The organism is Buttiauxella cochleicola (assembly GCF_021282435.1).
In the GTDB taxonomy this organism is placed as follows: Bacteria; Pseudomonadota; Gammaproteobacteria; order Enterobacterales; family Enterobacteriaceae; genus Buttiauxella; species Buttiauxella massiliensis.
The window spans coordinates 23,221-47,693 of the sequence record NZ_JAJSOT010000001.1; the positions used below are offsets into that span (position 1 = coordinate 23,221).

23 protein-coding genes and 1 riboswitch are annotated in these 24,473 nt (G+C 48.0%); of the genes, 13 read left to right on the forward strand and 10 right to left on the reverse strand.

Annotation, left to right across the window (positions count from 1 at the left end; translation table 11 throughout):
* Positions 1-8 precede the first annotated feature (8 nt).
* Positions 9-2,642, reverse strand: coding sequence for a PqiB family protein (locus LVQ77_RS00115; RefSeq protein WP_232903332.1), 2,634 nt, complete (start codon positions 2,640-2,642; stop codon positions 9-11).
* A complete protein-coding gene (gene yebS, locus LVQ77_RS00120) occupies positions 2,611-3,855 on the reverse strand; it encodes a membrane integrity lipid transport subunit YebS (protein WP_232864948.1) in 1,245 nt (414 codons plus the stop codon). The genes LVQ77_RS00115 and yebS overlap by 32 nt, the downstream gene beginning before the upstream one ends.
* Positions 3,856-4,026: 171 nt before the next feature.
* Between yebS and msrC the strand changes: the two genes are divergently transcribed.
* From msrC to htpX, 4 genes are all read left to right on the forward strand, one after another.
* Positions 4,027-4,515: a free L-methionine (R)-S-oxide reductase MsrC gene (msrC, locus tag LVQ77_RS00125; RefSeq protein ID WP_151994565.1), complete on the forward strand. Its 489-nt coding sequence runs from the start codon at positions 4,027-4,029 to the stop codon at positions 4,513-4,515.
* Positions 4,516-4,619: 104 nt separating this feature from the next.
* Complete coding sequence (proQ, locus tag LVQ77_RS00130; RefSeq protein WP_232864949.1) at positions 4,620-5,300, forward strand: RNA chaperone ProQ; 681 nt, start codon at positions 4,620-4,622, stop codon at positions 5,298-5,300.
* Between the two features lie 20 nt (positions 5,301-5,320).
* Entirely contained in the window at positions 5,321-7,369 is a 2,049-nt protein-coding gene (gene prc / locus LVQ77_RS00135) for a carboxy terminal-processing peptidase (RefSeq protein WP_064511869.1), read from the forward strand.
* 194 nt (positions 7,370-7,563) lie between these two features.
* On the forward strand, positions 7,564-8,445 hold the full coding sequence (htpX, locus tag LVQ77_RS00140; RefSeq protein WP_034457026.1) for a protease HtpX: 882 nt from the start codon (positions 7,564-7,566) through the stop codon (positions 8,443-8,445).
* A gap of 45 nt (positions 8,446-8,490) precedes the next feature.
* Here the strand turns inward: htpX and LVQ77_RS00145 are convergent, their stop codons facing one another.
* Positions 8,491-9,867, reverse strand: coding sequence for an MFS transporter (locus tag LVQ77_RS00145; protein WP_232903333.1), 1,377 nt, complete (start codon positions 9,865-9,867; stop codon positions 8,491-8,493).
* A gap of 179 nt (positions 9,868-10,046) precedes the next feature.
* On the opposite strand from LVQ77_RS00145, the gene kdgR reads away from it, so the two are divergent.
* Positions 10,047-10,838, forward strand: coding sequence for a DNA-binding transcriptional regulator KdgR (gene kdgR / locus LVQ77_RS00150; RefSeq protein WP_034455177.1), 792 nt, complete (start codon positions 10,047-10,049; stop codon positions 10,836-10,838).
* A 46-nt stretch (positions 10,839-10,884) separates the two neighbouring features.
* Here kdgR and LVQ77_RS00155 read toward each other — a convergent pair whose 3' ends face one another.
* Positions 10,885-11,127, reverse strand: coding sequence for a YobH family protein (locus LVQ77_RS00155; RefSeq protein ID WP_034455179.1), 243 nt, complete (start codon positions 11,125-11,127; stop codon positions 10,885-10,887).
* Positions 11,128-11,284: 157 nt separating this feature from the next.
* Here LVQ77_RS00155 and mgrB point away from each other — a divergent pair, with 157 nt between their 5' ends.
* The 7 genes from mgrB to rlmA all read left to right on the forward strand — a co-directional run bounded on the left by mgrB (position 11,285) and on the right by rlmA (position 16,580).
* On the forward strand, positions 11,285-11,428 hold the full coding sequence (gene mgrB, locus LVQ77_RS00160; RefSeq protein WP_072009397.1) for a PhoP/PhoQ regulatory lipoprotein MgrB: 144 nt from the start codon (positions 11,285-11,287) through the stop codon (positions 11,426-11,428).
* Positions 11,429-11,502: 74 nt separating this feature from the next.
* Positions 11,503-11,790, forward strand: a complete 288-nt coding sequence (locus tag LVQ77_RS00165) for a YebO family protein (RefSeq protein ID WP_232864951.1) — start codon at positions 11,503-11,505, stop codon at positions 11,788-11,790.
* Positions 11,791-11,826: 36 nt separating this feature from the next.
* A complete protein-coding gene (locus LVQ77_RS00170; RefSeq protein WP_232903334.1) occupies positions 11,827-12,828 on the forward strand; it encodes an MBL fold metallo-hydrolase in 1,002 nt (333 codons plus the stop codon).
* Between the two features lie 531 nt (positions 12,829-13,359).
* Positions 13,360-13,503, forward strand: a complete 144-nt coding sequence (locus LVQ77_RS00175) for a DUF2627 domain-containing protein (protein WP_072009398.1) — start codon at positions 13,360-13,362, stop codon at positions 13,501-13,503.
* Between the two features lie 13 nt (positions 13,504-13,516).
* Positions 13,517-13,726 (forward strand): transcription antiterminator/RNA stability regulator CspE, encoded by a 210-nt coding sequence (gene cspE / locus LVQ77_RS00180; RefSeq protein ID WP_001062678.1) that lies wholly within the window; start codon positions 13,517-13,519, stop codon positions 13,724-13,726.
* 233 nt (positions 13,727-13,959) lie between these two features.
* Entirely contained in the window at positions 13,960-15,705 is a 1,746-nt protein-coding gene (ftsI2, locus tag LVQ77_RS00185) for a peptidoglycan DD-transpeptidase FtsI2/PBP3(PARA) (RefSeq protein WP_232903335.1), read from the forward strand.
* 62 nt (positions 15,706-15,767) lie between these two features.
* Positions 15,768-16,580 carry a 23S rRNA (guanine(745)-N(1))-methyltransferase gene (gene rlmA, locus LVQ77_RS00190; protein WP_232903336.1) on the forward strand — a complete coding sequence of 271 codons (813 nt, stop codon included), beginning with the start codon at positions 15,768-15,770 and terminating at the stop codon, positions 16,578-16,580.
* Here rlmA and mntP read toward each other — a convergent pair.
* The 5 genes from mntP to manX all read right to left on the reverse strand — a co-directional run bounded on the left by mntP (position 16,572) and on the right by manX (position 20,776).
* Entirely contained in the window at positions 16,572-17,144 is a 573-nt protein-coding gene (mntP, locus tag LVQ77_RS00195) for a manganese efflux pump MntP (RefSeq protein WP_064511863.1), read from the reverse strand. The two genes, rlmA and mntP, sit on opposite strands and share 9 nt — an antisense overlap.
* A gap of 10 nt (positions 17,145-17,154) precedes the next feature.
* A riboswitch (yybP-ykoY riboswitch) is annotated at positions 17,155-17,342 on the reverse strand.
* Positions 17,343-17,540: 198 nt separating this feature from the next.
* On the reverse strand, positions 17,541-17,999 hold the full coding sequence (locus LVQ77_RS00200; protein ID WP_154148782.1) for a DUF986 family protein: 459 nt from the start codon (positions 17,997-17,999) through the stop codon (positions 17,541-17,543).
* 65 nt (positions 18,000-18,064) lie between these two features.
* Positions 18,065-18,919 carry a PTS mannose transporter subunit IID gene (locus LVQ77_RS00205; RefSeq protein WP_034495941.1) on the reverse strand — a complete coding sequence of 285 codons (855 nt, stop codon included), beginning with the start codon at positions 18,917-18,919 and terminating at the stop codon, positions 18,065-18,067.
* 12 nt (positions 18,920-18,931) lie between these two features.
* Positions 18,932-19,732 carry a PTS mannose/fructose/sorbose transporter subunit IIC gene (locus LVQ77_RS00210; RefSeq protein ID WP_151994554.1) on the reverse strand — a complete coding sequence of 267 codons (801 nt, stop codon included), beginning with the start codon at positions 19,730-19,732 and terminating at the stop codon, positions 18,932-18,934.
* 75 nt (positions 19,733-19,807) lie between these two features.
* On the reverse strand, positions 19,808-20,776 hold the full coding sequence (manX, locus tag LVQ77_RS00215) for a PTS mannose transporter subunit IIAB (RefSeq protein ID WP_134182089.1): 969 nt from the start codon (positions 20,774-20,776) through the stop codon (positions 19,808-19,810).
* 476 nt (positions 20,777-21,252) lie between these two features.
* Between manX and yoaE the strand changes: the two genes are divergently transcribed.
* Positions 21,253-22,812, forward strand: coding sequence for a TerC family protein (yoaE, locus tag LVQ77_RS00220; RefSeq protein ID WP_232903337.1), 1,560 nt, complete (start codon positions 21,253-21,255; stop codon positions 22,810-22,812).
* A 1-nt stretch (position 22,813) separates the two neighbouring features.
* Here the strand turns inward: yoaE and pdeD are convergent, their stop codons facing one another.
* A complete protein-coding gene (gene pdeD, locus LVQ77_RS00225; protein WP_232903338.1) occupies positions 22,814-24,409 on the reverse strand; it encodes a cyclic di-3',5'-guanosine monophosphate phosphodiesterase PdeD in 1,596 nt (531 codons plus the stop codon).
* Positions 24,410-24,473 lie beyond the last annotated feature (64 nt).

Consider the following 24,473-nt stretch of genomic DNA (forward strand, 5'->3'; position numbering starts at 1 on the left):
CGAAGGTATTAGCGAGGCAGTGCGGTGCCCCATTGACGCCACTCTTTAGGCTCACTTTGCTCTAGCAGGAAATGTTTACCCGTTTCTGCTTTCGGCGCCAGTGGTGTACCAGGCGGCGTGGCGAAGGCGATACCACCGCGGATGAACTGGTTGAAGGTGCCGGTTTTCACTACACCACCCGTCAGACCGAAATCGAGACTATAACCAGAGGCCAGCCAGAATACTGAGCTATCACGCACCAGGTGCTGGAAGCGCTTGCTGATACGCAGTCCAACCATCACGCGGTCAGAGAGGTTGCCGAGGGTTAATCCGGTCACCGTACCTACTTCGATACCGCGGAATAGCACTGGCGTACCGATGTTTAATGCGCCCGCTTCAGTCACTTCTACTACGATGTTCAGACCGTCTGAGTAGCGGGAGTCAGTAATAGAGGCTTCCTGCAATTCGAAGTCACGACGTGCTGCGCCGCGGCCAGGTTCAACGTTGATATAAGGCTGGAGAATAGTATCGAGATTATCCACGCCGGAGGCCGAAATTTTCGGGGTGACGACAGAGAAGCGCGTGCCGCTGCGGGCAAATGTCTCAACAAACTCAGGGTAGAGTACTGCTTTGGCTTCTACTTCACTGCGTGAAGCTGTCAGATTCAGCGACTCAAGTTGCCCTATATTTATGCCCAGATAACGGATTGGCATACCGGCAGAAAGTTTACCAGCATCGAAAGTGTGCAGCGTTATCTGACTGCCTACCGCACGAGCGGCAGTTTCAGAGGCGTAGAGCATTCGCTTGTCGCCTTTTTTCAGGCCGACGCTGGCGCCGCTTAAGTTGTCGAAACTGATAGCACCTTTTAAGGCACGCGAAAGCGGGGAAGCCTGAACGGTAAGTCCACTGCCATTGAGTTGCACACGAGCGCCACCTTCGGCCCAGAACACGCTATTGGAGGTCAGCAGGTTACGGTATTCCGGTTTGATATTTACATCAATGTCAAAACTGTTAGCACGAGGACGTACGCTGATAATTTCCCCGACCTGGAATTTACGATAAAGCACCACGGAGCCGGTCTGAATATCTGGCAGGCTGGCCGCGGTTAACGTCAACGTGGTTGTTGGTAGGTCGCTCAGGCTGTTTTCCACCGCCTTTTCAAGGTTGGCATAGAGTGGATAGCTATCTTTCATAGCACCTTTGTTACCTGGAATGACTCTGACACCGCCGTTGACCCATTCGCTGGCGCTGGCACCCAGGAATTCAACGCCATCAATACCCAGCTTTACATCAATACGGCTGTTGACGACGAATTTGCTGTCGCCCTGAATCAAATGCCGATATTCAGGATCAATGGCTGCGGAGAAGCTGACGCCTTTGGCCGACAATTTGCGCTCAAGAATCTGCCCCACCTGCACACCATGCAAAATAATCGGCTGGCCTGCATCAATGCCATAACTTTCCGGTGCCGTCAGGTTCAGGGTCAGAACATCAGGCTGCTGCAAGAGAGTTTTATCGCTCGGGAAGACCACAAAATGGTTTTGCGGTTCACCTTCACCGGGTACCAATTCAAAAGTACTTCCCGTTAACAGGCTGCTGATATTCGGGTTGCTGAGGGAAATCTTAGGGCTGCGCAACTCAATGCGCGTCCCGCTCCGCATCAGATTGACCACGCTTGGGTCCACCGTCATTTGGCCGGTTACCGTGCTGCCCGGATTGAGGTTTAGTTTGGTCAGCGTTCCGACTTCAAGCCCTTGATACATCAGCGCAGTTGAACCGGCGTTTAAACCTTGTCCGCTCGGCAAATCAAGATCGATGATTACGCCACGCTGGCTATGCGCCAGATCTTCATACAGGCCAAACTCATCATCAGCTTTGGCTTCGGCTGAGTTTTCCGGCGAGTCAAAGGCGATAGCGCCGTTGACCAATGCCGCCAGGCTTTCTAGCTGAACTTGCGCACCGGAAAGACTGACGTTGGCTTTTACGCCGGATACGTTCCAGAAGCGGCTGCCTTTTTTCACCAGTTTGGTAAAGCGGCGGTCAACCAGCACGTCAATCGTCACGCCCTGCTGGTTCTTATTGATGGTGTAGTCATACACTCGGCCTACCGGAATTTTGCGGTAATAAACTAGCGATCCACTGTTGAGCGAACCTAAATCCGGTGCGTGCAAGTGAATCATCAGCTCGCCATTGTTAAGGCGATATTTCGGCTGGGTATCGAGCGCGGAGAAGTGATCTTTCGGCTCGCCTTTGCCCGGCATCATGCCGATATAGTTGCCGCCAACCAGCGCATCCAGCCCGGAAACACCCGCAAGAGACGCCTTGGGTGTGACCAGCCAAAACTGGGTATCTTCACGCAGCGCGTCTTTCATATCGCTTTTCACGCTGATTTTTACTTCGATTTTGCTCAGGTTTTTACTGAGGCTGACGCTTTGTACCGTACCGACTTCAACACCCTGGTAACGTACAGGCGTGCGCCCGGCAACGATGCCGTCAGCCGAAATAAAATCAATGGTCGCAGTCGTGCCGCGTTCTTCCCAGGTCGTCCACATCAGCCAGCCGGCAATCATCAGTGCGATAATTGGCAGTAACCAGAAGGGCGAAATACGGCGTTTAGTTTTAATTCGCGCTTCAGTCGGTGAAGCGGGCATTTCCTGACTCATGTGCGTCCCAAAGTAGTCGGCTATCAAGCCATTCGACTGCAAGAATAGTTAAAATAACCGCCGCGCCAAAATAAAACGCAGCCGGTCCCATAGTAAATGCCAATAGCTGGTCACGATTAACCAGCGACATCGTAAGCGAGATTACGAAGAGATCGAGAATGGACCAGCGCCCAATCCAGGTAATAAAGCGTAGCAGTGTTATCCGCGTCTTAAGCCCTTTCTCACATTTAAAATGAATGCTGACCAGCAATGAAATCAAAACGATAACTTTGATAAAAGGCACCAGGATACTGGCAATGAAAACCACAGCGGCGACGGCAACATTACTGCTGGCGAGGGAAAGAATACCGGAAAGAATCGTATCTTCCTGGCGTGAACCATTGACGTAAAGAATCGAAATTGGCAACAGGTTGGCCGGCAGGAGGAAAATTAACGAACCGATTAATGCTGCCCAGGATTTTTGTAAGCTGTGGCGACGACGAGCTCTTAATGGCACATGGCAACGAGGACAACGCCCACGGTTGTCAGGCACTCCTGTGAAATGGCAGCCAAGGCAAACGCGTAACTGGGGACCCCACGCTCGAGAAGGTCGCTGGGGATAAAAACGAGCCCATAGCTGTTCTACATTTAGGTGAATTAGGGTTAACAAGCTCAGCACCACTAATGCAATAAACGCCACGAGACCTACGCCCGGTTGGATAAATGCAAACTCTCTGACTTTGATGCAGGCCACACCGATAGCGACCAGGTAAATATCTAACATTACCCATTCTTTGAGCTTATCAAGCATGAGTAAGACCGGGCGTAAATTCATCCCAAGAATATTACCAAAGTAGAGGTAGGCAATTGCGGCGACTAATGTTGCTGGCGCACCCACAGCACAGAACAACACCATTGCGGCTGTCAGGGGATCACCCTGGCTAGTCATCTGCCATATGCCCTGGAACAAGTTGGCATCTATTCGCGTACCCAGTAAATAGATGCGTACCAGAGGCTCGGAAAAAGCGACAGGCATAAGCAGTAGCATGGCAATTGCCATCGCCGCCAGGCGAGTAAGTGACCAGTCGCGCCCATGGTAAACTTTGGCATCGCAGCGCGGGCAATACGCGCTCTGCGAGGATTTAACCGACGGTAACGAGAAAAGTGTATCGCATTGGGGGCAACGCTGATAACGTGCCTGCGGTACAGCATGGCTAATGGCGTGTATTTTCATGTGTCATCGTAAACAGGGAAAACCGCTGGCGCATGGGGTATCTCAATGGGTTATGAAATATTCGTTAAGCGTATAGTAATTCATTGAATGATACACCTTGTGGCATAAGGCATTTAATGCTTATTTTACTATGCTATGCAGTTGAGTAAGACAACATACTATGGTTAATCAATGAACAAAGAACAATTTTACGCGGACTTGAACCGCGATTTCAGTGCGTTAATGGCAGGTGAAACAAGCTTTTTGGCGACGTTGGCAAATACCAGCGCGTTGTTGTTTGAACGTCTCGAAGGCGTTAACTGGGCAGGCTTTTACCTATTAGAAGGCGAGACTCTGGTTCTGGGACCTTTCCAGGGCAAGATTGCTTGCGTTCGTATCCCGGTAGGAAAAGGTGTTTGTGGTACAGCGGCTTCCACTAAAAGCATCCAGCGCGTCGAAGATGTGCATGCTTTTGATGGTCACATCGCTTGTGACGCTGCCAGCAACTCCGAAATTGTCCTGCCGCTTACGGTAAATGGCGAGCTAATAGGTGTTCTGGACATTGATAGCACGGAGTTTGGGCGCTTCACACCTGAAGACCAACTCGGCTTATCTCAACTGGTGACGCAGCTTTCGCTGATGCTTGCCGACACGGATTTTAAAAAATTCTTCACTCGTTAGCATGATAAACAACGGATAACGTGGCATTTGCTGATAGCGTCATTATAATGTCGCCTGTTCATGCCTGCGGATTGTTGGCAACTCCGTTGTAATCAGGAAATTTCATGGAAAATCAACCTAAGTTGAATAGTAGCAAAGAAGTCATCGCCTTTTTGGCAGAGCGTTTCCCACAGTGCTTTAGCGCTGAAGGTGAAGCCCGCCCCCTGAAGATTGGTATCTTCCAGGATTTGGTCGCGCGCGTTGAAGGGGAGATGAGTCTCAGTAAAACTCAACTTCGTTCCGCGTTACGTCTTTACACTTCAAGCTGGCGTTACCTATACGGTATTAAAGTCGGCGCAACCCGTGTTGATCTCGACGGTAACCCTTGTGGTGAACTCGATGAGCAGCACGTAGAGCATGCTCGCAAGCAGCTTGAAGAAGCAAAAGCTCGTGTTCAGGCACAGCGTGCAGAACAGGCAGCGAAAAAGCGTGAAGCGGCTATTGCTAACGGCGAAACCGTTATCGATAAACCTCGTCGCGAACGCAAGCCTCGTCCTGCTCCGCGTCGTCCAGAAGCTACAGAACGTAAACCTCGTGTAGAAAAACCGGCGCCGCAAGCTCCGCGTGAAGAAAAACGCACTCCGGTTACAGACATTTCTGCTTTGCAGGTGGGTCAGGCAATCAAAGTCAAAGCGGGTAACAACGCGATGGATGCCACAGTACTGGAAATTACCAAAGATGGCGTCCGTGTACAGCTGACTTCTGGTATGGCAATGATCGTACGCGCAGAACACTTGCAGTTCTGAAACGGAGGCCAGACCCGGGCATGAACAAATTCTTTAAGCGTACGGCTGTCGCTAGTCTGTTGTTTCTTGCAGGTAGCGCACTGGCCGTCGAAAACATCACGCAAGCTTCTCAAATCCCGCAGTTAAAGGAAGAGACACAGCATGCAACGGTGAGTGAGCGTGTAACTTCACGCTTCACTCGCTCGCATTATCGTCAGTTTGACCTGGATGAAAATTTTTCCGCAAAAATTTTCGATCGCTATCTAAACCTCCTCGACTATAGCCACAACGTGCTGCTAGCCAGTGACGTAGAGCAGTTTGTGTCGCGGAAAAAACAGATTGGCGATGAATTGCGCACCGGTAAACTGGACGTATTTTACGATCTCTACAATCTGGCCCAACAACGTCGTTTTGAACGTTATCAATACGCGTTGAAGGTGCTGGAAAAACCAATGAATTTCACGGGTAACGATACCTTTAACGTTGACCGCAGCAAATCGCCGTGGCCTGCAAACGTTACAGAGTTGAATTCCCTGTGGGATAGCAAAGTTAAGTTTGACGAACTGAGTCTGAAACTGACCGGCAAAACCGATCAGGAAATTCGTGAAACGCTGACCAAGCGTTATCAGTTTGCCATTCGCCGTCTGGCTCAATCCAATAGCGAAGATGTTTTCTCGCTTGCGATGACCGCCTTTGCCCACGAAATCGACCCGCATACCAATTACTTATCGCCACGTAACACTGAACAATTCAATACCGAAATGAGTTTATCTCTGGAAGGTATTGGTGCTGTGCTGCAAATGGACGATGACTACACGGTTATCAACTCGATGGTAGCGGGTGGTCCTGCTGCGAAAAGCAAAACGATTACCGTTGGTGACCGTATTGTTGGTGTCGGCCAGACAGGGAAACCTATGGTTGATGTGATTGGCTGGCGTCTTGACGATGTCGTTGCGCTGATCAAAGGGCCAAAAGGTAGCAAGGTTCGCCTGGAAATCTTACCGGCAGGTAAGGGTACCAAAACACGTGTGGTTACGTTAACCCGTGAACGCATTCGTCTTGAAGATCGCGCCGTCAAATTGACGATTAAAACGGTCGGTAAAGACAAAGTGGGTGTCCTGGATATCCCAGGCTTCTACGTTGGTCTGACAGATGATGTCAAAGTCCAGCTTCAGAAGATGGAAAAACAGAACGTGAAGGGCGTGATCATCGATTTACGCTCTAACGGTGGCGGTGCATTGACCGAGGCTGTCTCACTTTCTGGCCTGTTTATCCCAAGTGGCCCAGTTGTTCAGGTACGTGATAACAACGGTAAAGTGCGTGAAGATAGCGATACTGACGGCGTTGTCTACTACAAAGGTCCACTGGTGGTGATGGTTGACCGTTTCAGTGCTTCGGCTTCTGAAATCTTTGCAGCAGCAATGCAAGACTATGGTCGTGCGCTGATTGTGGGTGAGCCTACCTTCGGTAAAGGCACTGTTCAACAGTACCGTTCTTTGAATCGAATCTATGATCAGATGCTGCGTCCGGAATGGCCTGCGCTTGGTTCTGTGCAATACACTATCCAGAAGTTCTACCGTATTAATGGCGGAAGTACTCAGCGTAAAGGTGTAACGCCTGACATCATGATGCCTACCGGTACTGAAGAGACTGAGACTGGCGAGAAGTTTGAAGATAATGCGCTCCCTTGGGATAGCATTAACGCCGCTACTTACGTTAAGTCAGGCGATCTGACTCAGTTTGAGCCGCAATTGCTTAAACTGCACCAGGATAGAATAGCAGCCGATCCTGAGTTCCAGTACATCATGAAGGATATTGCTCGCTTCAATGCCCTGAAAGATAAACGTAATATTGTTTCCCTGAATCTTGCTCAGCGTGAGAAAGAGAATCAGGAAGATGATGCTACGCGTCTGGAGCGGATTAATGACCGCTATAAACGAGAAGGAAAAGCACCGTTGAAGAAACTCGACGACCTGCCGAAGGATTATCAGGAACCTGATCCTTATCTCGATGAAACGGTTCATATCGCGCTGGATTTTGCAAAAATGCAGCAAGATAAACCAGCTGAGCAACCAGCTCCTGCTAAGTAACTCCTCCAACGGGCACAAAATTTTGTGCCCGTTTTTTTTACCTCTATCAAGCCGCGTAAATCAACCTCTCCTTTAATGTAAAGTTATGTATTATTAACTACTTGGCAACGATGAATGCTTGAAAATAGCAAGCTTGCCCCTACGATGTGGGGTAACGCAGAATGCGTATTTTTAACCGAGGTAAAAAGAAAATTATGATGCGTATCGGGCTTTTCCTGTTGACCAACCTTGCAGTCATGGTCGTTTTCGGGCTAGTGCTAAGCCTGACGGGGATCCAGTCGAGCAGCGTACAGGGTCTGATGATCATGGCGGTGTTGTTTGGCTTTGGTGGTTCAATCATCTCATTACTGATGTCCAAATGGATGGCATTGCGTTCAGTGGGCGGGGAAGTGATTGAGCAACCGCGCAATGAAACAGAGCGCTGGCTGATGGAAACAGTGCGCCAACAGTCTCAGCAAGCGGGTATCGCCATGCCGCAGGTGGCTATTTACCATGCGCCAGATATTAATGCGTTTGCCACAGGCGCTCGTCGTAATGCATCGCTTGTTGCGGTTAGCACCGGCCTTCTGCAGAACATGAGTCGTGATGAAGCAGAAGCGGTTATCGCGCACGAAATCAGCCATATCGCGAATGGTGACATGGTAACCATGACGCTGATTCAGGGCGTGGTGAACACCTTCGTAATCTTTATTTCTCGTATCATCGCGCAAGTCGCTTCTGGCTTCTTGTCTGGTAATCGGGATGAGGGTGAGAGCAACAACGGCAACCCGTTTGTCTATTTTGCCATTGCGACTGTGCTGGAACTGGTATTTGGCATTCTGGCAAGCATCATCACAATGTGGTTCTCACGTCACCGTGAATTCCATGCTGATGCTGGGTCTGCAAAATTGGTTGGTCGTGAAAAAATGATTGCCGCACTGCAGCGCCTGAAAACCAGCTATGAACCGCAAGAAGCCAGCAGCATGATGGCGTTTTGTATCAATGGTAAGGCGAAGTCTATGAGTGAATTGTTCATGACTCACCCGCCATTGGATAAGCGTATTGAAGCGCTGCGTAACGGCGAGTATCTGAAGTAGTCATTATCTGAAATGAAAAAGCGTGCCATCGCTGGCACGCTTTTTTTATGCCTGAGAAGTCGTAGGTTGGGACATGCGTAAACTGCTAACAATGGCGGCGATGGTCGCAAAACTCCCTGCCAGTAAAAGCGAGGCATGCGTTCCGTGAATCGCGAAAAGGTTGAACATCAAAGCCACCAGAGCTGCACCGCAACTTTGTCCTAACAATCGAGCCGTGCCTAACATGCCACTGGCACCGCCGCTGCGGTTACGCGGTGCTGATGAAATGATTGTGTGGTTATTAGGTGACTGGAACAAACCGAAACCAGCGCCGCACAAAAGCATGCGCCAGATGATATCGATATCGGTAGGGTTGTGCGGTAACAACGCTAAAGCAAATAAACCGAATGCCATAACAACAAGCCCGAGCCCACCCAGCAGCCCTGCATGTACTCGCCCAATCAAATGACCAGCAACCGGTGCCATTATCATTGTTGCAATTGGCCACGGAGTGAGAAGTAGACCCGTTTCTACTTCGCTGCGTCCTAATGTTGATTGCAAGAAAAAGGGAAGTGAAACCATCGCTAGCATTTGAGCAGCGAAAGAACAAACAGACGTTCCCATAGATAATGAAAATACAGGAATACGCAATAAATCCACGGGTAATAGAGGGAAGGGGAGTTTCAATTGGCGACGAATAAAGAAGAAGCCAATCACAGCTAATGCAACGAGCTCGGAAATGATCAACCATCCTGACTGCCCTTGGGCAAAACCACTAATTGCCGAGATCAGCAGGCCGAACGTCAAGGCATTCATAATCGCACTAGGGATATCGAAGCGTTGGCCTTGCGATTTTTGTTGATTGGGGGGCAGAAAACGAATTGCCAGCAATAGCGCGAGAATACCAATTGGCACATTAATCAAAAACAGCCATTTCCACGATGCGACAGAAAGAATCGCGGCGGCAATAGTGGGGCCGGCAGCTGAGGATACGGCGACAATAAACGAGTTAATCCCCATCCCACGGCCGAGATATTTTTGCGGATAGATAAGCCTGATGAGAGCAGTATTGACGCTCATTAATGCAGCACCGCCAAAGCCCTGAAGCACACGAGCAAACGTCAACATGGGCAATGAATTCGACAGCGCGCAGAATAACGATGTGATGCAGAACAGAATCAGTCCGCACTGATATACCCGGCGATAACCAAAAATGTCGCCTAAGAATGACATCGACAGTAACGAAATAATTATCGCGATTTGATAGCTGTTCACTATCCAGATGGATTCTGCCGGACTGGCGTTTAGTTCTCGTGCAATAGTTGGAAGTGCTACGTTTGCGATCACGCCATCCAGAACTGCCATTGTGATACCCAACGCAATGGCCAAAATAGCACCATAGCGCTGCGGTATTGGCAGCCCATCAGCAAGGGTTTTATCCATAAGGGAAATTTAACTTCATGGGTGATTTATTCGAAGAGCAATAATAATAGCACTAAATTTAAGGGATATGTCGCAGATTTGTAACGAAATAGAATAGATTCATTGCGATGACATGGTAGTCAACTTATACTAAAAACCAGTTCTGATTTTTATAAAACAAATGCGATCGAGGTGATTTAATGGCTATCGCAGATCTGGATAAACAACCTGATTCTGTCTCTTCTGTCCTGAAAGTTTTTGGCATTTTACAGGCGCTTGGCGAAGAACGCGAAATTGGTATTACTGAATTATCGCAACGCGTAATGATGTCAAAAAGCACCGTCTATCGCTTTTTGCAGACTATGAAATCCCTGGGTTATGTTGCTCAGGAAGGCGAATCTGAAAAGTACTCGCTTACCCTCAAGCTGTTTGAGCTTGGTGCGCGTGCATTGCAGAACGTTGATTTGATTCGTAGCGCAGACATTCAAATGCGAGAATTATCGCGTCTGACGAAAGAAACCATCCACTTGGGTGCGTTGGATGAAGACAGTATTGTCTATATCCATAAGATTGACTCAATGTATAACCTGCGCATGTACTCGCGCATCGGTCGTCGTAATCCATTGTACAGCACCGCAATTGGTAAAGTGCTTCTGGCGTGGCGAGATCGTAATGAAGTGCGTGAAATCCTTGCTGATGTGGAATATAACCGCAGCACTGAGCGTACTATCATGAGCACTGACGAATTGTTGGATGTCCTGGATACCGTGCGTGAGCAGGGTTACGGTGAAGATAACCAGGAGCAGGAAGAAGGTTTACGCTGCATCGGCGTACCTGTTTTTGACCGATTTGGTGTCGTTATTGCTGGGTTGAGTATTTCATTCCCGACACTTCGTTTTTCCGAAGACAGACTTCATGAATATGTAGCGATGCTTCATGACGCAGCTCGAACTATTTCTGAACAAATGGGTTATCACGAATATCCATTTTGATGAAATAGAAAACGCCGCTATTTAGCGGCGTTTTCTTTATATGTTCCTAGTTACCCGTATCGATAACTTCATCACTTTTACGCAATACTGGGCAATCGCTAAGTCCGATAATTCCACTACTGGTATGAACAAATTGTGCTGTGGTGACATTTCGAGCAGTTAGGTATTTGCATTGAAGCCCCATACCTGCAGCATTTTCATGACTTCCAATCAAAACTCCATATCCAGAGAGGAGTAAACCGATCCACAAAAGCGCTATTACAATAATAGTGCGGATCACAATACGCATAGGTACCTCTTATTATTAAGTAATTAGACTTCTAAGCGTAGCGGATTGCGCTGTAGTAGCAATGTGATGATTCTTAAATAATATACGTGAGAGTTATGTGTCGTTTAGGCTGTCTATGCCAGACTTTACAATAAATAGGAAAGAGGTGGAGAGAGTAGTGAGAAAGTACAGATGGCTTATTCTGATTGCAGTTTTTTTCGTCTGCCTGCTGCTATGGACCCAAATGGTCAACGTAATGTGCGATCAGGATGTACAATTTTTCAGCGGCATTTGTACAATTAATAAATTTATACCTTGGTAGTGTGTTTTTATCCACATAGTGCTTACCTTAAGACCCGGCAGGTGTAGAATAGTGCGTTTTGCTGAGGTGGTAATATGAACGAATTAAGTGTTGGCGCGTTGAATATCGTGTCCCTGACAGTTTCCCTGGTGGTACTGGTTATCGGCCTCGTAATGTGGTTCTTTGTTAACCGTGCGAGTAGCCGGACCAATGAACAGATCGAACTTCTTGAAGAGTTGCTGGATCAGCAAAAGCGGCAGACTGCTCTGTTACGACGTTTGTGTGAAGCGAACGAGCCTGAAGTAGTTAAGGAAGAACCAGAAGTAACAAAGGAAGATGACGAAGTGGAAGACGATTTTATTCGTCTGGTCGCTGAGCGTTAATCCTGATAAACCTGTTTGTGTTGCTGTGGAGTGACCATGCGGTGGAAAAATCCTTGGTTTGATCCCCTAAAATCTCATCACCTAATCGACGGTTTTCGTAATCTGGAGTCAAGCTTACGAAAACCGGGTGATGTTGAACGTTGGCGAAAAGAGCGAAAAGCGCAGGGATTGCCCCATCCTCCGAGTAATGGTTATGCCGCTTTCACTGAACGTTGGTGGCAAAAGGCTGAACTCCAGGGTAAGGATGATCGGCTATGGTGGTTAGGGCATGCAACGGTATTGCTGCGTATCAATGGTCTGTATTTATTGACCGACCCCGTGTTGTCCCAGCGAGCTTCCCCATTATCGTTTGCAGGTCCTGAGCGTAAGACTCCATCCCCAATTCATATCAGTGAATTGCATCAACTTGATGCCGTTTTGATTTCGCATAATCATTACGATCACCTGGACCGTTCCACCATTCGACAGATTGTCCGTCGTTTCCCCGATACTCATTTCTTTGTCCCGTTGGGCTTAAAACAGTGGTTTACCCGTCGAGGTATACGCCATGTGACTGAGCTTGACTGGTGGCAGAGCATTACCCTGCAAGGAATGACTTTTACAGCGGTGCCGGCACAGCACTGGAGCATGCGTTCATTCTGGGATCGTAACCGGAGTTTGTGGTGTGGGTGGATTATAGAAAGCAGCCACTTAAGGATATGGTTTAGCGGTGATACGGGCTATACAGCAGGACTTGCTGATATTGCTTTGTTCAGAGGCCCCCTGGATGCGGCATTGATACCAATAGGAGCTTATTCTCCACGCTGGTTCATGAGTAGCCATCATATGGATCCGCAGCAGGCGGTTACGCTTTGGCAGCAGTTGGGCAGACCTTTTACGGTTCCTATCCATTGGGGCGTATTTGAACTGGCTGATGAATCACTGGACATGCCTCCGCAAGAGCTACTAACCGCACTTGATGATGAAGGCGAGGAAAGCCGACTCTTTTCGCCGTTGTGTATTGGTCAAAGTTCACACTTATTTAAAATTAAGACTTAAACATTATTAAAAAATTTTAAGACGCTATTACGGACTATCTTTTGGTTACTTTATTACATCGAAAATATAGCGAAACGTTTTTATTGCCTCATCATGAAGCATGGGTTGATTAAACTTTCATTCTTTTGGTGCAATATAATCAGACAACCGCTCAAGGTTTATTCATTTTTCTATTCTCGCTATTTCTTATATCAATTCTATTGTTTTCGTAGCAAAGTGAAATTGTTCATTTTTTGCATAGCTATGCTAAAAAAATCATAAGCATAATGCCTATGATATCGACTTTTTCGCACTTCGCCTGGACGAAAACATATCTTTGGGCTATGGTAAAAACGTTGTCTGTGGTCGTCATATGAATGCACGGAATCATCTTTGTCTACTGTTAATCTATGCACAAATTGTGCATTTCATTTTCATTACAATATGAGTTTCGGAATTTGTGCGACAGATCGATACACGCCGAAAAATGGCTTGCCATTGATTGCGTTGTATGTGATAACACGTTGGGTTAAACGAGGTACAGTTCTGTTTATGTGTGGCATTTTCAGTAAAGAAGTTCTGAGTAAACACGTTGTCGTTGAATACCGCTTCTCTGCCGAGCCTTATATTAGTGCCTCATGCAGTAATGTCTCTGTTTTAGCTAAGTTATGCCTCCGGGCAAAGAAAACAATCTAAGGAATTTTGCAAAATGGCAAAGATTAAAGGTCAAGTTAAGTGGTTCAACGAGTCTAAAGGTTTTGGCTTCATTACTCCTGCTGACGGCAGCAAAGATGTGTTCGTACACTTCTCTGCAATCCAGGGTAACGGCTTCAAAACTCTGGCTGAAGGCCAGAACGTTGAGTTCGAAATCCAGGACGGCCAGAAAGGCCCTGCAGCGGTTAACGTAACTGCTATCTAATTCGGCTGAATTAGACCTGGCGCGAATAACGCCAAATTTTGATGAAAGCCTCGCTCTTGTAGCGGGGCTTTTTCATGTCTGAATGTTGACCATTATTTTTCTATGTGTTTCTGGAAAGCTCTCCCAGTTATGTCTTGTAGCAAAGCAGCGCATCTTGTAGCACTGTTCCTGTCCGGTTAGTTTCCCCATTATGTTTAAATTTTCAATCGCTTAGTTGTCGTTAAGGATTGAATGTGAGAAAAACCGCCCCTGGAATCGTGGGTAATTTTATTCAGTGGCGTTTTGCTCTTCTTTGCATCGCTATCTTTATGTGTCTGGTGTTCTTGCTGGGACGTGTTGCCTGGTTGCAAATCATCTCACCCGAAAATCTGGTCAAGCAGGAAGACATGCGTTCTTTACGTGAAGAACCCATTGTCGTACCTCGTGGAATGATAGAAGACCGCAATGGCAGACCGTTGGCGGTGAGCGTGCCGGTAAAAGCAATCTGGGCTGACCCGAAAACAGTAATGGAAAAAGGTGGCGTGCAAATCAGTAGCCGCTGGCAGGCCCTGGCAACAACCTTACACATGCCACTTAATGAAATTGCTGCACGCATTCGCCGTAATCCAGCCGATCGCTTCATTTACCTCGCCCGCCAACTTGATCCACAGCAAGCGCAATACATCGAGAGCCTGAAACTGCCAGGGATTTCATTACGGGATGAATCACGTCGGTTTTATCCCGCAGGCCATGTTGCAGCAAACTTGCTCGGTTTTACCAACATTGATGATCAAGGTATTGAAGGCATTGAGAAGAGTTTTAATCGCCAGTTGACGGGCAAAGCGGGCGAGAGACTGGTTCGTAAAGACAGGCATGGGCACGTCATAGAAAATATCACGGAAACTCCAGCAAACCCTGCTCATAACCTCATGCTAAGCATTGATGAACGACTGCAAACGGTGACGGAAGACGCACTGAGTAATGCTGTCTCCTGGAATAAAGCTGAATCTGCCGCAGCAGTTATCCTGGATGTGAATACTGGCGAAGTATTAGCGATGGCGAGTTGTCCGACGTTTAACCCAAATAATCGTGATGGTGCCACGCTGAACGATTTCCGTAATCGGGCAATTAGCGACACTTTCGAGCCAGGTTCAACCGTTAAACCGATGGTAGTCATGACCGCGCTGCAGCAGGGGATTGTTCAACCTGATAGCGTCGTGGACACCCATCCTTATACCATTGATGGTCACCGTATACGCGACGTCGGTTACTACCCGCAACTTACGCTGACCGGAATCCTGCAAAAATCGAGCGACACAGGGGTTTCACGCCTTTCTCTGGCGATGCCAATCCAAAAGTTGTTGGATACCTATAAGAACTTCGGTTTTGGAATGCCAACAGGATTGGGGCTGACAGGGGAAAGCAGTGGCCTGTTACCGCACCGTAAGTTCTGGGGAGAGTTGGATCGCGCCACATTTTCCTTTGGTTATGGTTTGATGGTCACACCTCTGCAACTGGCGCATGTTTACGCCACTATCGGCAGCTATGGCATTACCCGCCCACTTTCTATTACCCGTGTTGACCCGCCAGTCGTTGGGCAAAGGGTGATGTCTGAAACCATTGCCCATCAGGTTGAACATATGATGGAAAGTGTGGCACTGCCTGGCGGAGGCGGGATTAAAGCCGCGGTACGTGGCTATCGAGTTGCCATTAAAACCGGAACGGCCAAGAAAATTGGCGATGATGGCAAATACATCGACAAATACATTGCCTATACCGCAGGTGTCGCTCCTGCGAGTAATCCGCGCTTTGCGCTGGTGGTGGTAATTAACGATCCGGAAAATGGCGCTTACTACGGCGGTGCAGTTTCGGCACCGGTCTTCAGCCAGATAATGAGCGATGTGCTGCGTCTGGAGAATATTGAACCTGATGGTTTGCCACAAGGGGATACCAATTTAACGGTGTTAAATAAGGCTGTTGTCGAGGGTCCGGCAGGTTAGTGGCTTTTCGAAGCGGGGCGTAAGCGGTACACTTGCGCCCTTTACGATTGCCTGGAGTTCTTATGTCTTATCTTTGCCCGCTTTGTCATGCACCGCTTGATCCCGAGGGGAAGAGCTTTGTTTGCCCGCAAGGCCACCAATTCGATAAGGCAAAAGAGGGATATGTTAATTTGTTGCCGGTTCAGCATAAGCGTTCAAAAGACCCGGGCGATAGCAGCGAAATGATGCAGGCCCGCAGAACATTCCTTGATGCCGGGCATTATCAGCCGCTGCGCGATGCTATCTGCCTGATATTGGAACAGGCAGCACCGGTTACTTTGCTGGATATAGGCTGCGGGGAAGGGTATTACACTGCTGGTTTTGCACAGATTGTCGCAAAACATGAAGGAATGACCTGGGGATTAGATGTTGCAAAAGTAGCGATTCGCTACGGGGCAAAGCGCTATCCGCAGGTGCAGTTCTGTGTGGCATCAAGCCACCGTTTGCCGTTTGATGATAATAGTCTAGATGCCGTGGTGCGTATTTTTGCCCCGTGCAAAGCTGAAGAGCTAGCGCGGGTGGTGAAACCCGGCGGCATCGTCATCACCGCCACGCCGGGCCCACGTCATTTAATGCAGCTGAAAGGTTTAATTTATGACAATGTGGTGCTGCACAGCACCGAGTCCGAGTCTTTACCTGGTTTTATAGCAGAACAGACGCAGCGCATTGGCTGGCCGATGACGTTACAGGGAAATGAAGCGGTTGCGCTATTACAAATGACGCCGTTCGCCTGGCGTGCCCGCCCGGAAGTGTGGCAGGCTTTGACGGCTGAAACGGCATTCGCTTGTGAGACAGATTTTGTCATTTGCGTCTGGCGACGCGAATCATCAGTTTAATGTGCTGAAGTGGCTATAAAGAATCTGACAACCAATCCCAATTAGCACCACACCGCCGAGGATCTCGGCGCGCTTACCGAGCAGAGGGCCAATAAAGCGGCCCAGCATCATACCCAGCGTGGACATAATCATGGTCGCGCAACCAATGGCCAGAGCGGTTTCAATAATATTAACTTGCAGGAATGCGAGGCCGACACCGACTGCCATGGCATCAAGGCTAGTGGCGATAGCCGTGGTGACTAATAGCCAAAATCCATGACGTTGCAGCTTTGGCGCTTCTTCGTCATCGTTACCGCGCACACCTTCATAAATCATACGAATGCCGAGAAACACCAGCAGGATAAATGCAACCCAATGATTCCATTCCAGCACGACCTTGCTTGCCAGAAGACCCAGGCACCAGCCGATAAGCGGGGTGATGGTTTCGATGACGCCAAAGATAAGCCCGGTTCGTAACGCTTCGGAAAACTTAGGTTTATGGAGAGAGGCACCTTTCCCGATTGATGCAGCAAAAGCATCCATCGACATGCCAAAAGCGAGAATAATAGTAGCGGAGAGATTCATACAAATGCCTCAGTTGGGAATATCCATATACACGTCAACCATCCCCAACTTAAATGATGGTTACGTGCCTATGGTCTCGCCTACTCAGTATTTGAGTCGTACATGCCACGTTATAAATCTTGCTTAAACAAGTAACGAGTATGTTGACATGTACATTTTCGCAATCGCGAAAATCGGCTACTCCCCAACGACGGGCGCAACCTTAACATATTCTTTAAAGATAAAACAATAATTGAAGCTATTATTCTCAACGCTTAAATGATAACGATTTTCATTATCTTTAATTGATAAGCGAATCGTTAAAATAAGAGCACACTAATTGTGCGAAATAGCAGCGGCTATATTTTATAGATCGTACAAAAAATATAGGAATATAGACTTTGCTATGTTGTTAACCTATTGAGTCACAACCATTAACTTATAAATCTTCTCAAGGTCATCAATGTTTTTCACCCGGATGAGCAAGCGGCGTTGTTCTAATTGCAATACCAGAACACCATCCTCAGATAAATTCATTTCTTTAATTCGGGAATATAAAACCCATACATTCGCGAAGAAGAAACCTTCTGTTTTAAACAGTAGTTTAGGTTGTCTAATCCACGAAATATAAATAGCAATGAGTGCCAGCGCAGATAATAACCAGGTGGTGACCGGAGCGCCGCCAGAGGTGACGTTGTTGTAGATGAGGATAGCAACCAACCCGAAGAAAATGGTTCCGTCGATACGGTTGCGCCGCAGAAGGGGAACTTTTAGCAGGGTTTTGCCTTTGAGCTTATCCATGATGAACTCATCGTAAACCGCCCAGGCAAGCAACAGCACAATAAATACCAGCAGAACTACATCCGTCAAAGTCATAACACTACCTTCACTCTAAACAATAAAAAACCGGGGCAAGGGCCCCGGTTCGTATCACAAACTAATTACAGGCCTAGCAGGCCGATAGCATAACCGACAATACCAATAACGAAGAAGCCCATGATGATCCACAGCGCGTTGACTTTCTTACGCAGCAGCCACATACAAGCAAACGTTAACAGCAGTGGCACAAGACCCGGCATCAACTGATCAAGAATAGTTTGAACAGTGGTCACTTTCACAGCGCCAGTCTGGTCGGTAATCTTCGACACGACTAGCGGTATATTAACGTGTGTCCACTTGTTAACCAGCGCCCCCATGACAAACAGGCCGAGAATTGACGCCCCCTCAGTCAGTTTTTGCAGGAAGCCGCCGCCCATATCCTTAACGATATCGATCCCTTTGCGGTAACCGTAAGCTACACCGTAATAACGAGTCAGCAAACGCACAGCGTTAAACAGGATGAAGAACAACAGTGGGCCAAGCAGGCTACCGCTCATTGCGATACCAGCACCAAGTGCTGCGAATACTGGACGTACGGTACCCCAGAAGATAGGGTCGCCTACACCAGCCAGCGGCCCCATCAAACCAACTTTGATACCGTTAATGGCACCATCGTCAATCTCTGCACCGTTTGCACGCTGTTCTTCCATCGCCAGCGTAACGCCCAATACAGGAGCCGCAACGTATGGATGGGTGTTAAAGAATTCCAGGTGACGCTTAATTGCTTGTTTACGAGCATCGTTATTTTCAGGATACAGGCGTTTAATTGCCGGAATCATTGAGAAGCAGAAGCCCAACGCTTGCATACGTTCGAAGTTCCAGGAACCCTGGAAGAGGTTTGAACGCAGGAACACGCCACGAATATCACCTGGGGTGAGTTTCTTCTCGGTAGTCGTTGTTTTGGTGGTATCAACCATTTCGCTCACCTATTAATCTAATTCGTTATCGAGATCGTTAGCACCGGCAGCAGGTGCTGGAGCACCGGCAGAACGGTTGTATTTCGGGCTCAACTGGATGTACAAAATTGCCATCACAGCACCAATCACACCCAGTGCTACCAGGTTGAAGTTGGTGAAAGCCGCGGTAACGAAGCCCAGATAGAAGAATGGCATCAGGTAGCCTGCGCGCATCATGTTGATGACCATCGCATAACCCACAACAACAATCATGCCACCGGCGATGTTCAGACCGCTGGTTACCACTTCAGGAATGGCATTCAGCAGGTTCTGTACTTCACTAGTGCCGACGGAAACTGCGACGATAACGGCAGGGATTGCGATACGCATTGCTTGCAAGAACAGGGAAGAAACGTGAATCCAGGAGAGCGCCGATAGGTTGCCACTTTCGGCGGCCTTATCTGCTGCGTGCTGGAAGCCCACTGTAATAGTACGAACGATAATGGTCAGTACCTGGCCTGCTGCTGCCAATGGAATGGCCAGAGCGATACCAGAACCGATGCCCTGATGCCCGGCTATAACCAGTATGGTTGAGATAATTGACGCAAGTGCGGCATCGGGAGCAACTGCCGCACCGATGTTCATCCAGCCCAGCGCGATCATTTCAAGCGTACCACCGATAATAATACCGGTTTTCATATCACCGAGTACCAGACCGATTAAGGTACAGGCGACCAGCGGACGGTGGAACTGAAATTCATCGAGCACCGACTCCATACCGGCAATACAGGCTACGACAAACACCAGCACAATCTGAAGAGTGGTAATCTCCATTGTACTTCTCCTTAAACGTGTGACTTATGTGTGAAAACTGAGCAAAACGTAGAATTAAGCAAATCACATCAGTAATTAGCTTTTCACCTTCGCGATCAGATCCATCATTTTCAATTTTTGATCGGTTGAAACTTTACGGGCTTCGAGCTCAATGCCGCGCTCGTTAAGTTTCTTGAAGGCTTCAATATCTTTTTCATCGACAGAAATCGCGTTGTTAACCTGGGTTTTACCCTGGCGGAACGCCATACCACCGATATTGACTGACTTAATGTCCACTCCACCTTCCACGACGCGTTCAACATCGGTTGGGTTGGTGAACAGCAGCATCACACGGTCGCCTGCATATTTCGGGTTATTCCACACGCGAATCATTTTAGCGACGTCAACGACGTGTGCTGTCACACCAGGAGGAGCAACTTGCGTCAACAGTGTTTTACGCACGGTATCGGCTGCTACTTCATCGCTGACAACAATAATGCGTGTGACATTAGTTTCTTTGGTCCAACGGGTTGCAACCTGGCCATGAATTAAACGGTCATCTATACGCGCCAGACCGATATTCATGTAGTCCTTCGGACCCATTGGCTTGAGCGGTGCTGCGGCTTTAGGTGCAGCAACAGGCGCAACAGTTACAGCCTTTTCAACAGGTTTAGCTTTCAGGGCTTTAACCCCTTCACGACCTGTTTCAACAGCGATTGCCACTAACTCATCAAAGGAAGGGTTATCATCACGAGCCATCAGGGTTTCAACCAGCATCGGAATATTGACCCCGGCGACGACCTCGTAATGCTCTTTATCGACGACAATACGGCTGGCTGCATTAAACGGGCTACCACCCCAAGTATCGACAAGAAACAGCACACCTTTGTCGGTGTTCAGGTTTGCCAGTTGAGCGTTATATTTTTCAATAAGAGTTTCGGCGTTTTCACCGGGAACGAAATCTATCCAGCCAACGTTTTCTTGTTCGCCCAATAGCATTTCTGCGGTTTTCAGCAATTGTTCTGCTGCCCAGCCATGCGTGCCTATGACAATAGCAATAGTCACTTGCTACCTCCTGTGTTGGTATAGCCACACCCTTAAAAGGTGTTTTGTAGATTATCCGTTTCTCAAGCGAATCGATTCAGATAACGGTATGAGTAAAGATGTGTAACTTAAGACCGATTTATTTTAGTCAGTGAAAAAAATATTTTATGTGATGAAGATCCGTAATTTAGGTTTGCTAACAACTTAATGATTCGCCGGACAAATAATGAACGAGGTCAATGACAGTAAAATTGCAAAATCAGGTAAATCTTTGCAAAAGGGTATTTTGCTCTGATATTGTTTGCATCTCGTTTAATTGCTTAGGAGTAAAGGGCAGTAGCCCACCGTATGGACCGTCATCGACGTCTTTTCAATTTCAGGTCTGAAAACTCAGTCCTTCACATTGGCGTTCCACGCCCCGTTAATACCTCAATTTGCCTCTTTGCGTCCGCCTTGCGCGCGATGCCGATGAGTTATTCCCAAAGCAGGAGCTTGTCATGGAACTCTTAATGGATCCCCAAATATGGGTGGGTTTACTGACGCTGATTGTGCTGGAAATAGTGCTGGGTATTGATAACCTGGTCTTTATTGCCATCCTTGCAGACAAACTTCCACCAAAACAACGAGATAAAGCCCGACTTATCGGTTTATCCTTGGCTTTGGTGATGCGACTGGGCCTATTGTCGTTAATTTCATGGATGGTGACGCTAACGCAACCGCTGTTCAGTGTTGGCGAAATGACGTTCTCCGGGCGCGATCTCATTATGCTATTTGGTGGCCTATTCTTGCTGTTTAAGGCAACGACGGAGCTACATGAGCGGCTGGAAAACCGCCAGCATGATGATGGGCATGGCAAAGGTTACGCCAGTTTCTGGGTTGTGGTTTTACAGATTGTTATACTGGATGCGGTGTTTTCACTGGATGCGGTTATTACCGCGGTGGGCATGGTAAATCACCTGCCAGTGATGATGGCGGCGGTAGTTATCGCGATGGGTGTGATGTTGTTGGCGTCCAAACCGTTAACGAATTTTGTTAACCAACACCCTACGGTCGTCGTGTTGTGCCTGAGCTTCTTGTTAATGATTGGTCTGAGCCTGGTAGCAGAAGGCTTCGGTTTCCATATTCCGAAAGGTTACCTGTATGCGGCAATTGGTTTCTCGATAATCATCGAGTTTTTCAACCAGATTGCGCGCCGTAACTTTATTCGCCATCAGTCAAATGTGCCGTTACGTGCCCGTACGGCTGATGCGATTTTGCGTTTGATGAATGGCAAACGCCAACAGCGTTCGTCAAACGAAGACAACAAAACCATCACGCCAATTGAAGCAGAATCTTTTGCTGAAGAAGAGCGTTACATGATTAACGGTGTACTGACTTTGGCATCTCGTTCGCTACGCAGCATTATGACGCCGCGTGGGGAAATATCATGGGTTGATGCCGATAAAACCACTGCTGAAATACGCGAGCAGCTGCTGGAATCTCCGCATAGCTTGTTCCCGGTTTGTCATGGTGAGCTTGATGAAATCATCGGCATCGTGCGTGCCAAAGAGTTGCTGGTAGCGCTGGAAAATGGTGGTGATGTGGTTTCTATTGCTGCACGTTCACCTGCAATTGTGGTTCCGGAAACACTGGACCCGATTAACTTGCTGGGTGTGCTTCGTCGTGCTCGCGGTAGTTTCGTTATCGTTAATAATGAGTTTGGTGTGGTTCAAGGCCTGGTAACGCCGCTGGATGTTCTGGAAGCTATCGCCGGTGAATTCCCTGATGCCGACGAAACCCCCGAAATCGTGCGTGATGGCGATGGTTGGTTAGTTAAAGGTTCAACCGACCTGCATGCGATTCAGCAGCATCTTGATATCAACAATCTGGTGAATGATGAGGAAGACATTGCCTCTATCGCCGGTTTGGTTATCGCGGTGAATGGCCAAATCCCTAAAGTGGGTGATTTCATTGAGCTGGCTCCGCTACGCATCCAGATTGTGAAGGCCAACGATTACCGTGTGGACTTGGTTCGTGTGGTAAAAGAACGCTCTGAACATGAAGACGAAGAAGAGTAAATTAGCGTAGCGGGATAATGGGAATAACGTGACCATTCCTGCGTGGGGGCGGCGTGCTGCTCCCAAGCCAGCGTGGAAACTCCTTCAAAGGCATTGGCCGCGCATACAAAAAACCTTGTAGTACATTTACGCCGTGGTTACGCAGATACTCTGCTTGCTGCGGCGTTTCAACACCTTCCGCAACTAAGCCAATATGTAACCGCTGCGCCAGCGCAATAATAATGTCAGTCACTGTCGAATTGACCGCATCGGTCCCAATCGCTGCAGTAAACGACTTATCGATTTTCAGCACGTCTGGATTTAATGTTTCGAGATAAGCCAGTGAACTTTGGCCTGTACCGAAATCGTCAATGGCTAAATCGACCCCCATACGATGTAAATCGCGTATCACCCGAAGATCGACATCTGGTAAGGCATCACGCTCCGTAAGTTCAAGGGTGAGTTTCTGGATGGGGTGGACTGGAAACCAGTAGTGGCGCAAATCTTCGATAACTTCCCCATTATGGAAATGGCTAGCTGCGATATTGATCCCGATATTGAAATCAGGGGATTTCGGAAAGATATCAAGATTACGTACTGTTTCCGAAAGCACAAAACGTGTTAATGGTGCTATCAAATTTTGTTGTTCGGCAAGCGGGATAAAGACCTCGGGTGAAATCCAACCCTGGCGGGGATTATTCCACCGCAAAAGTAGCTCCACACCAACACATTGAAGATTACGTGAGCTGACGAGTGGCTGGCAAAAAACTTCGAACTCATCCAGGGCAAGCCCAAGATTAATTTCCCAGGAAAAACTCATTCGGTTCGCGGTGGCAAGCCACGTGATATAGCCAATTAACATGCTTAGGATCAGTGCCAGGGGCAGTTGCGTTGGCATATTTTGTAATGCTAGCTGACTGGAGGATGGGCCAATAATAGTGACGGAAAAAGGAAATATATCGGATTCCAGTTCATGGCTGACTTGCCCGTCGTCAACAGTAATTCGGGGTAGTAACCCTTTCCCATATTCATAATGTGAATCGGCGACATTTAACATCGCGCGGGAGACCCAGGGACGTCTGGGTTCAAGCATAAATCCCGATAGCAACTCAATATTTATAATTTGCATGACTCCGTCATGCTGACTATTGCGCAGAGGATGCCAGGACAGAAGAATCGGCGTGCCTTTAAGTAGCGTATGGTCTATCGAGAGGAATAAGAGTGGTATTGATGATGGCAAGCGCGGCTGGACCAGATCAATGGGTATTGAGCGTGGGCCAAAAATACTTGAGCAATAAAAGATATCATCCTTAATTAAGCCAATATCACGTACTGTTTGCATACGCGCCACTAATTCACGCATCCTCAGTTGCGCGGCTTCACATGATAACCCCATTAACTGCATCGCATCTTTGCTTGCCAGATCAAGCGGTACCAGGACGTTTTCAAGTGAACTGACTGCTCGTTGGTTAAATGCGTGCATACGTTGTTCATTTGAATCACGATCGGCAATATAGCGCGCGCTGAGTGTCAGCAGCAGGACTATTACGGCTAACGCAACGCAGACAGTTAAACGCCTGCGGCGATAATCTCTCAATATGCGTTGTGCCGTCTGCATCCGCGACCACCTTGTTTAGAACCGCGACCGAAATCGGCACACAGAACAATCCAAGTGTAGTGGG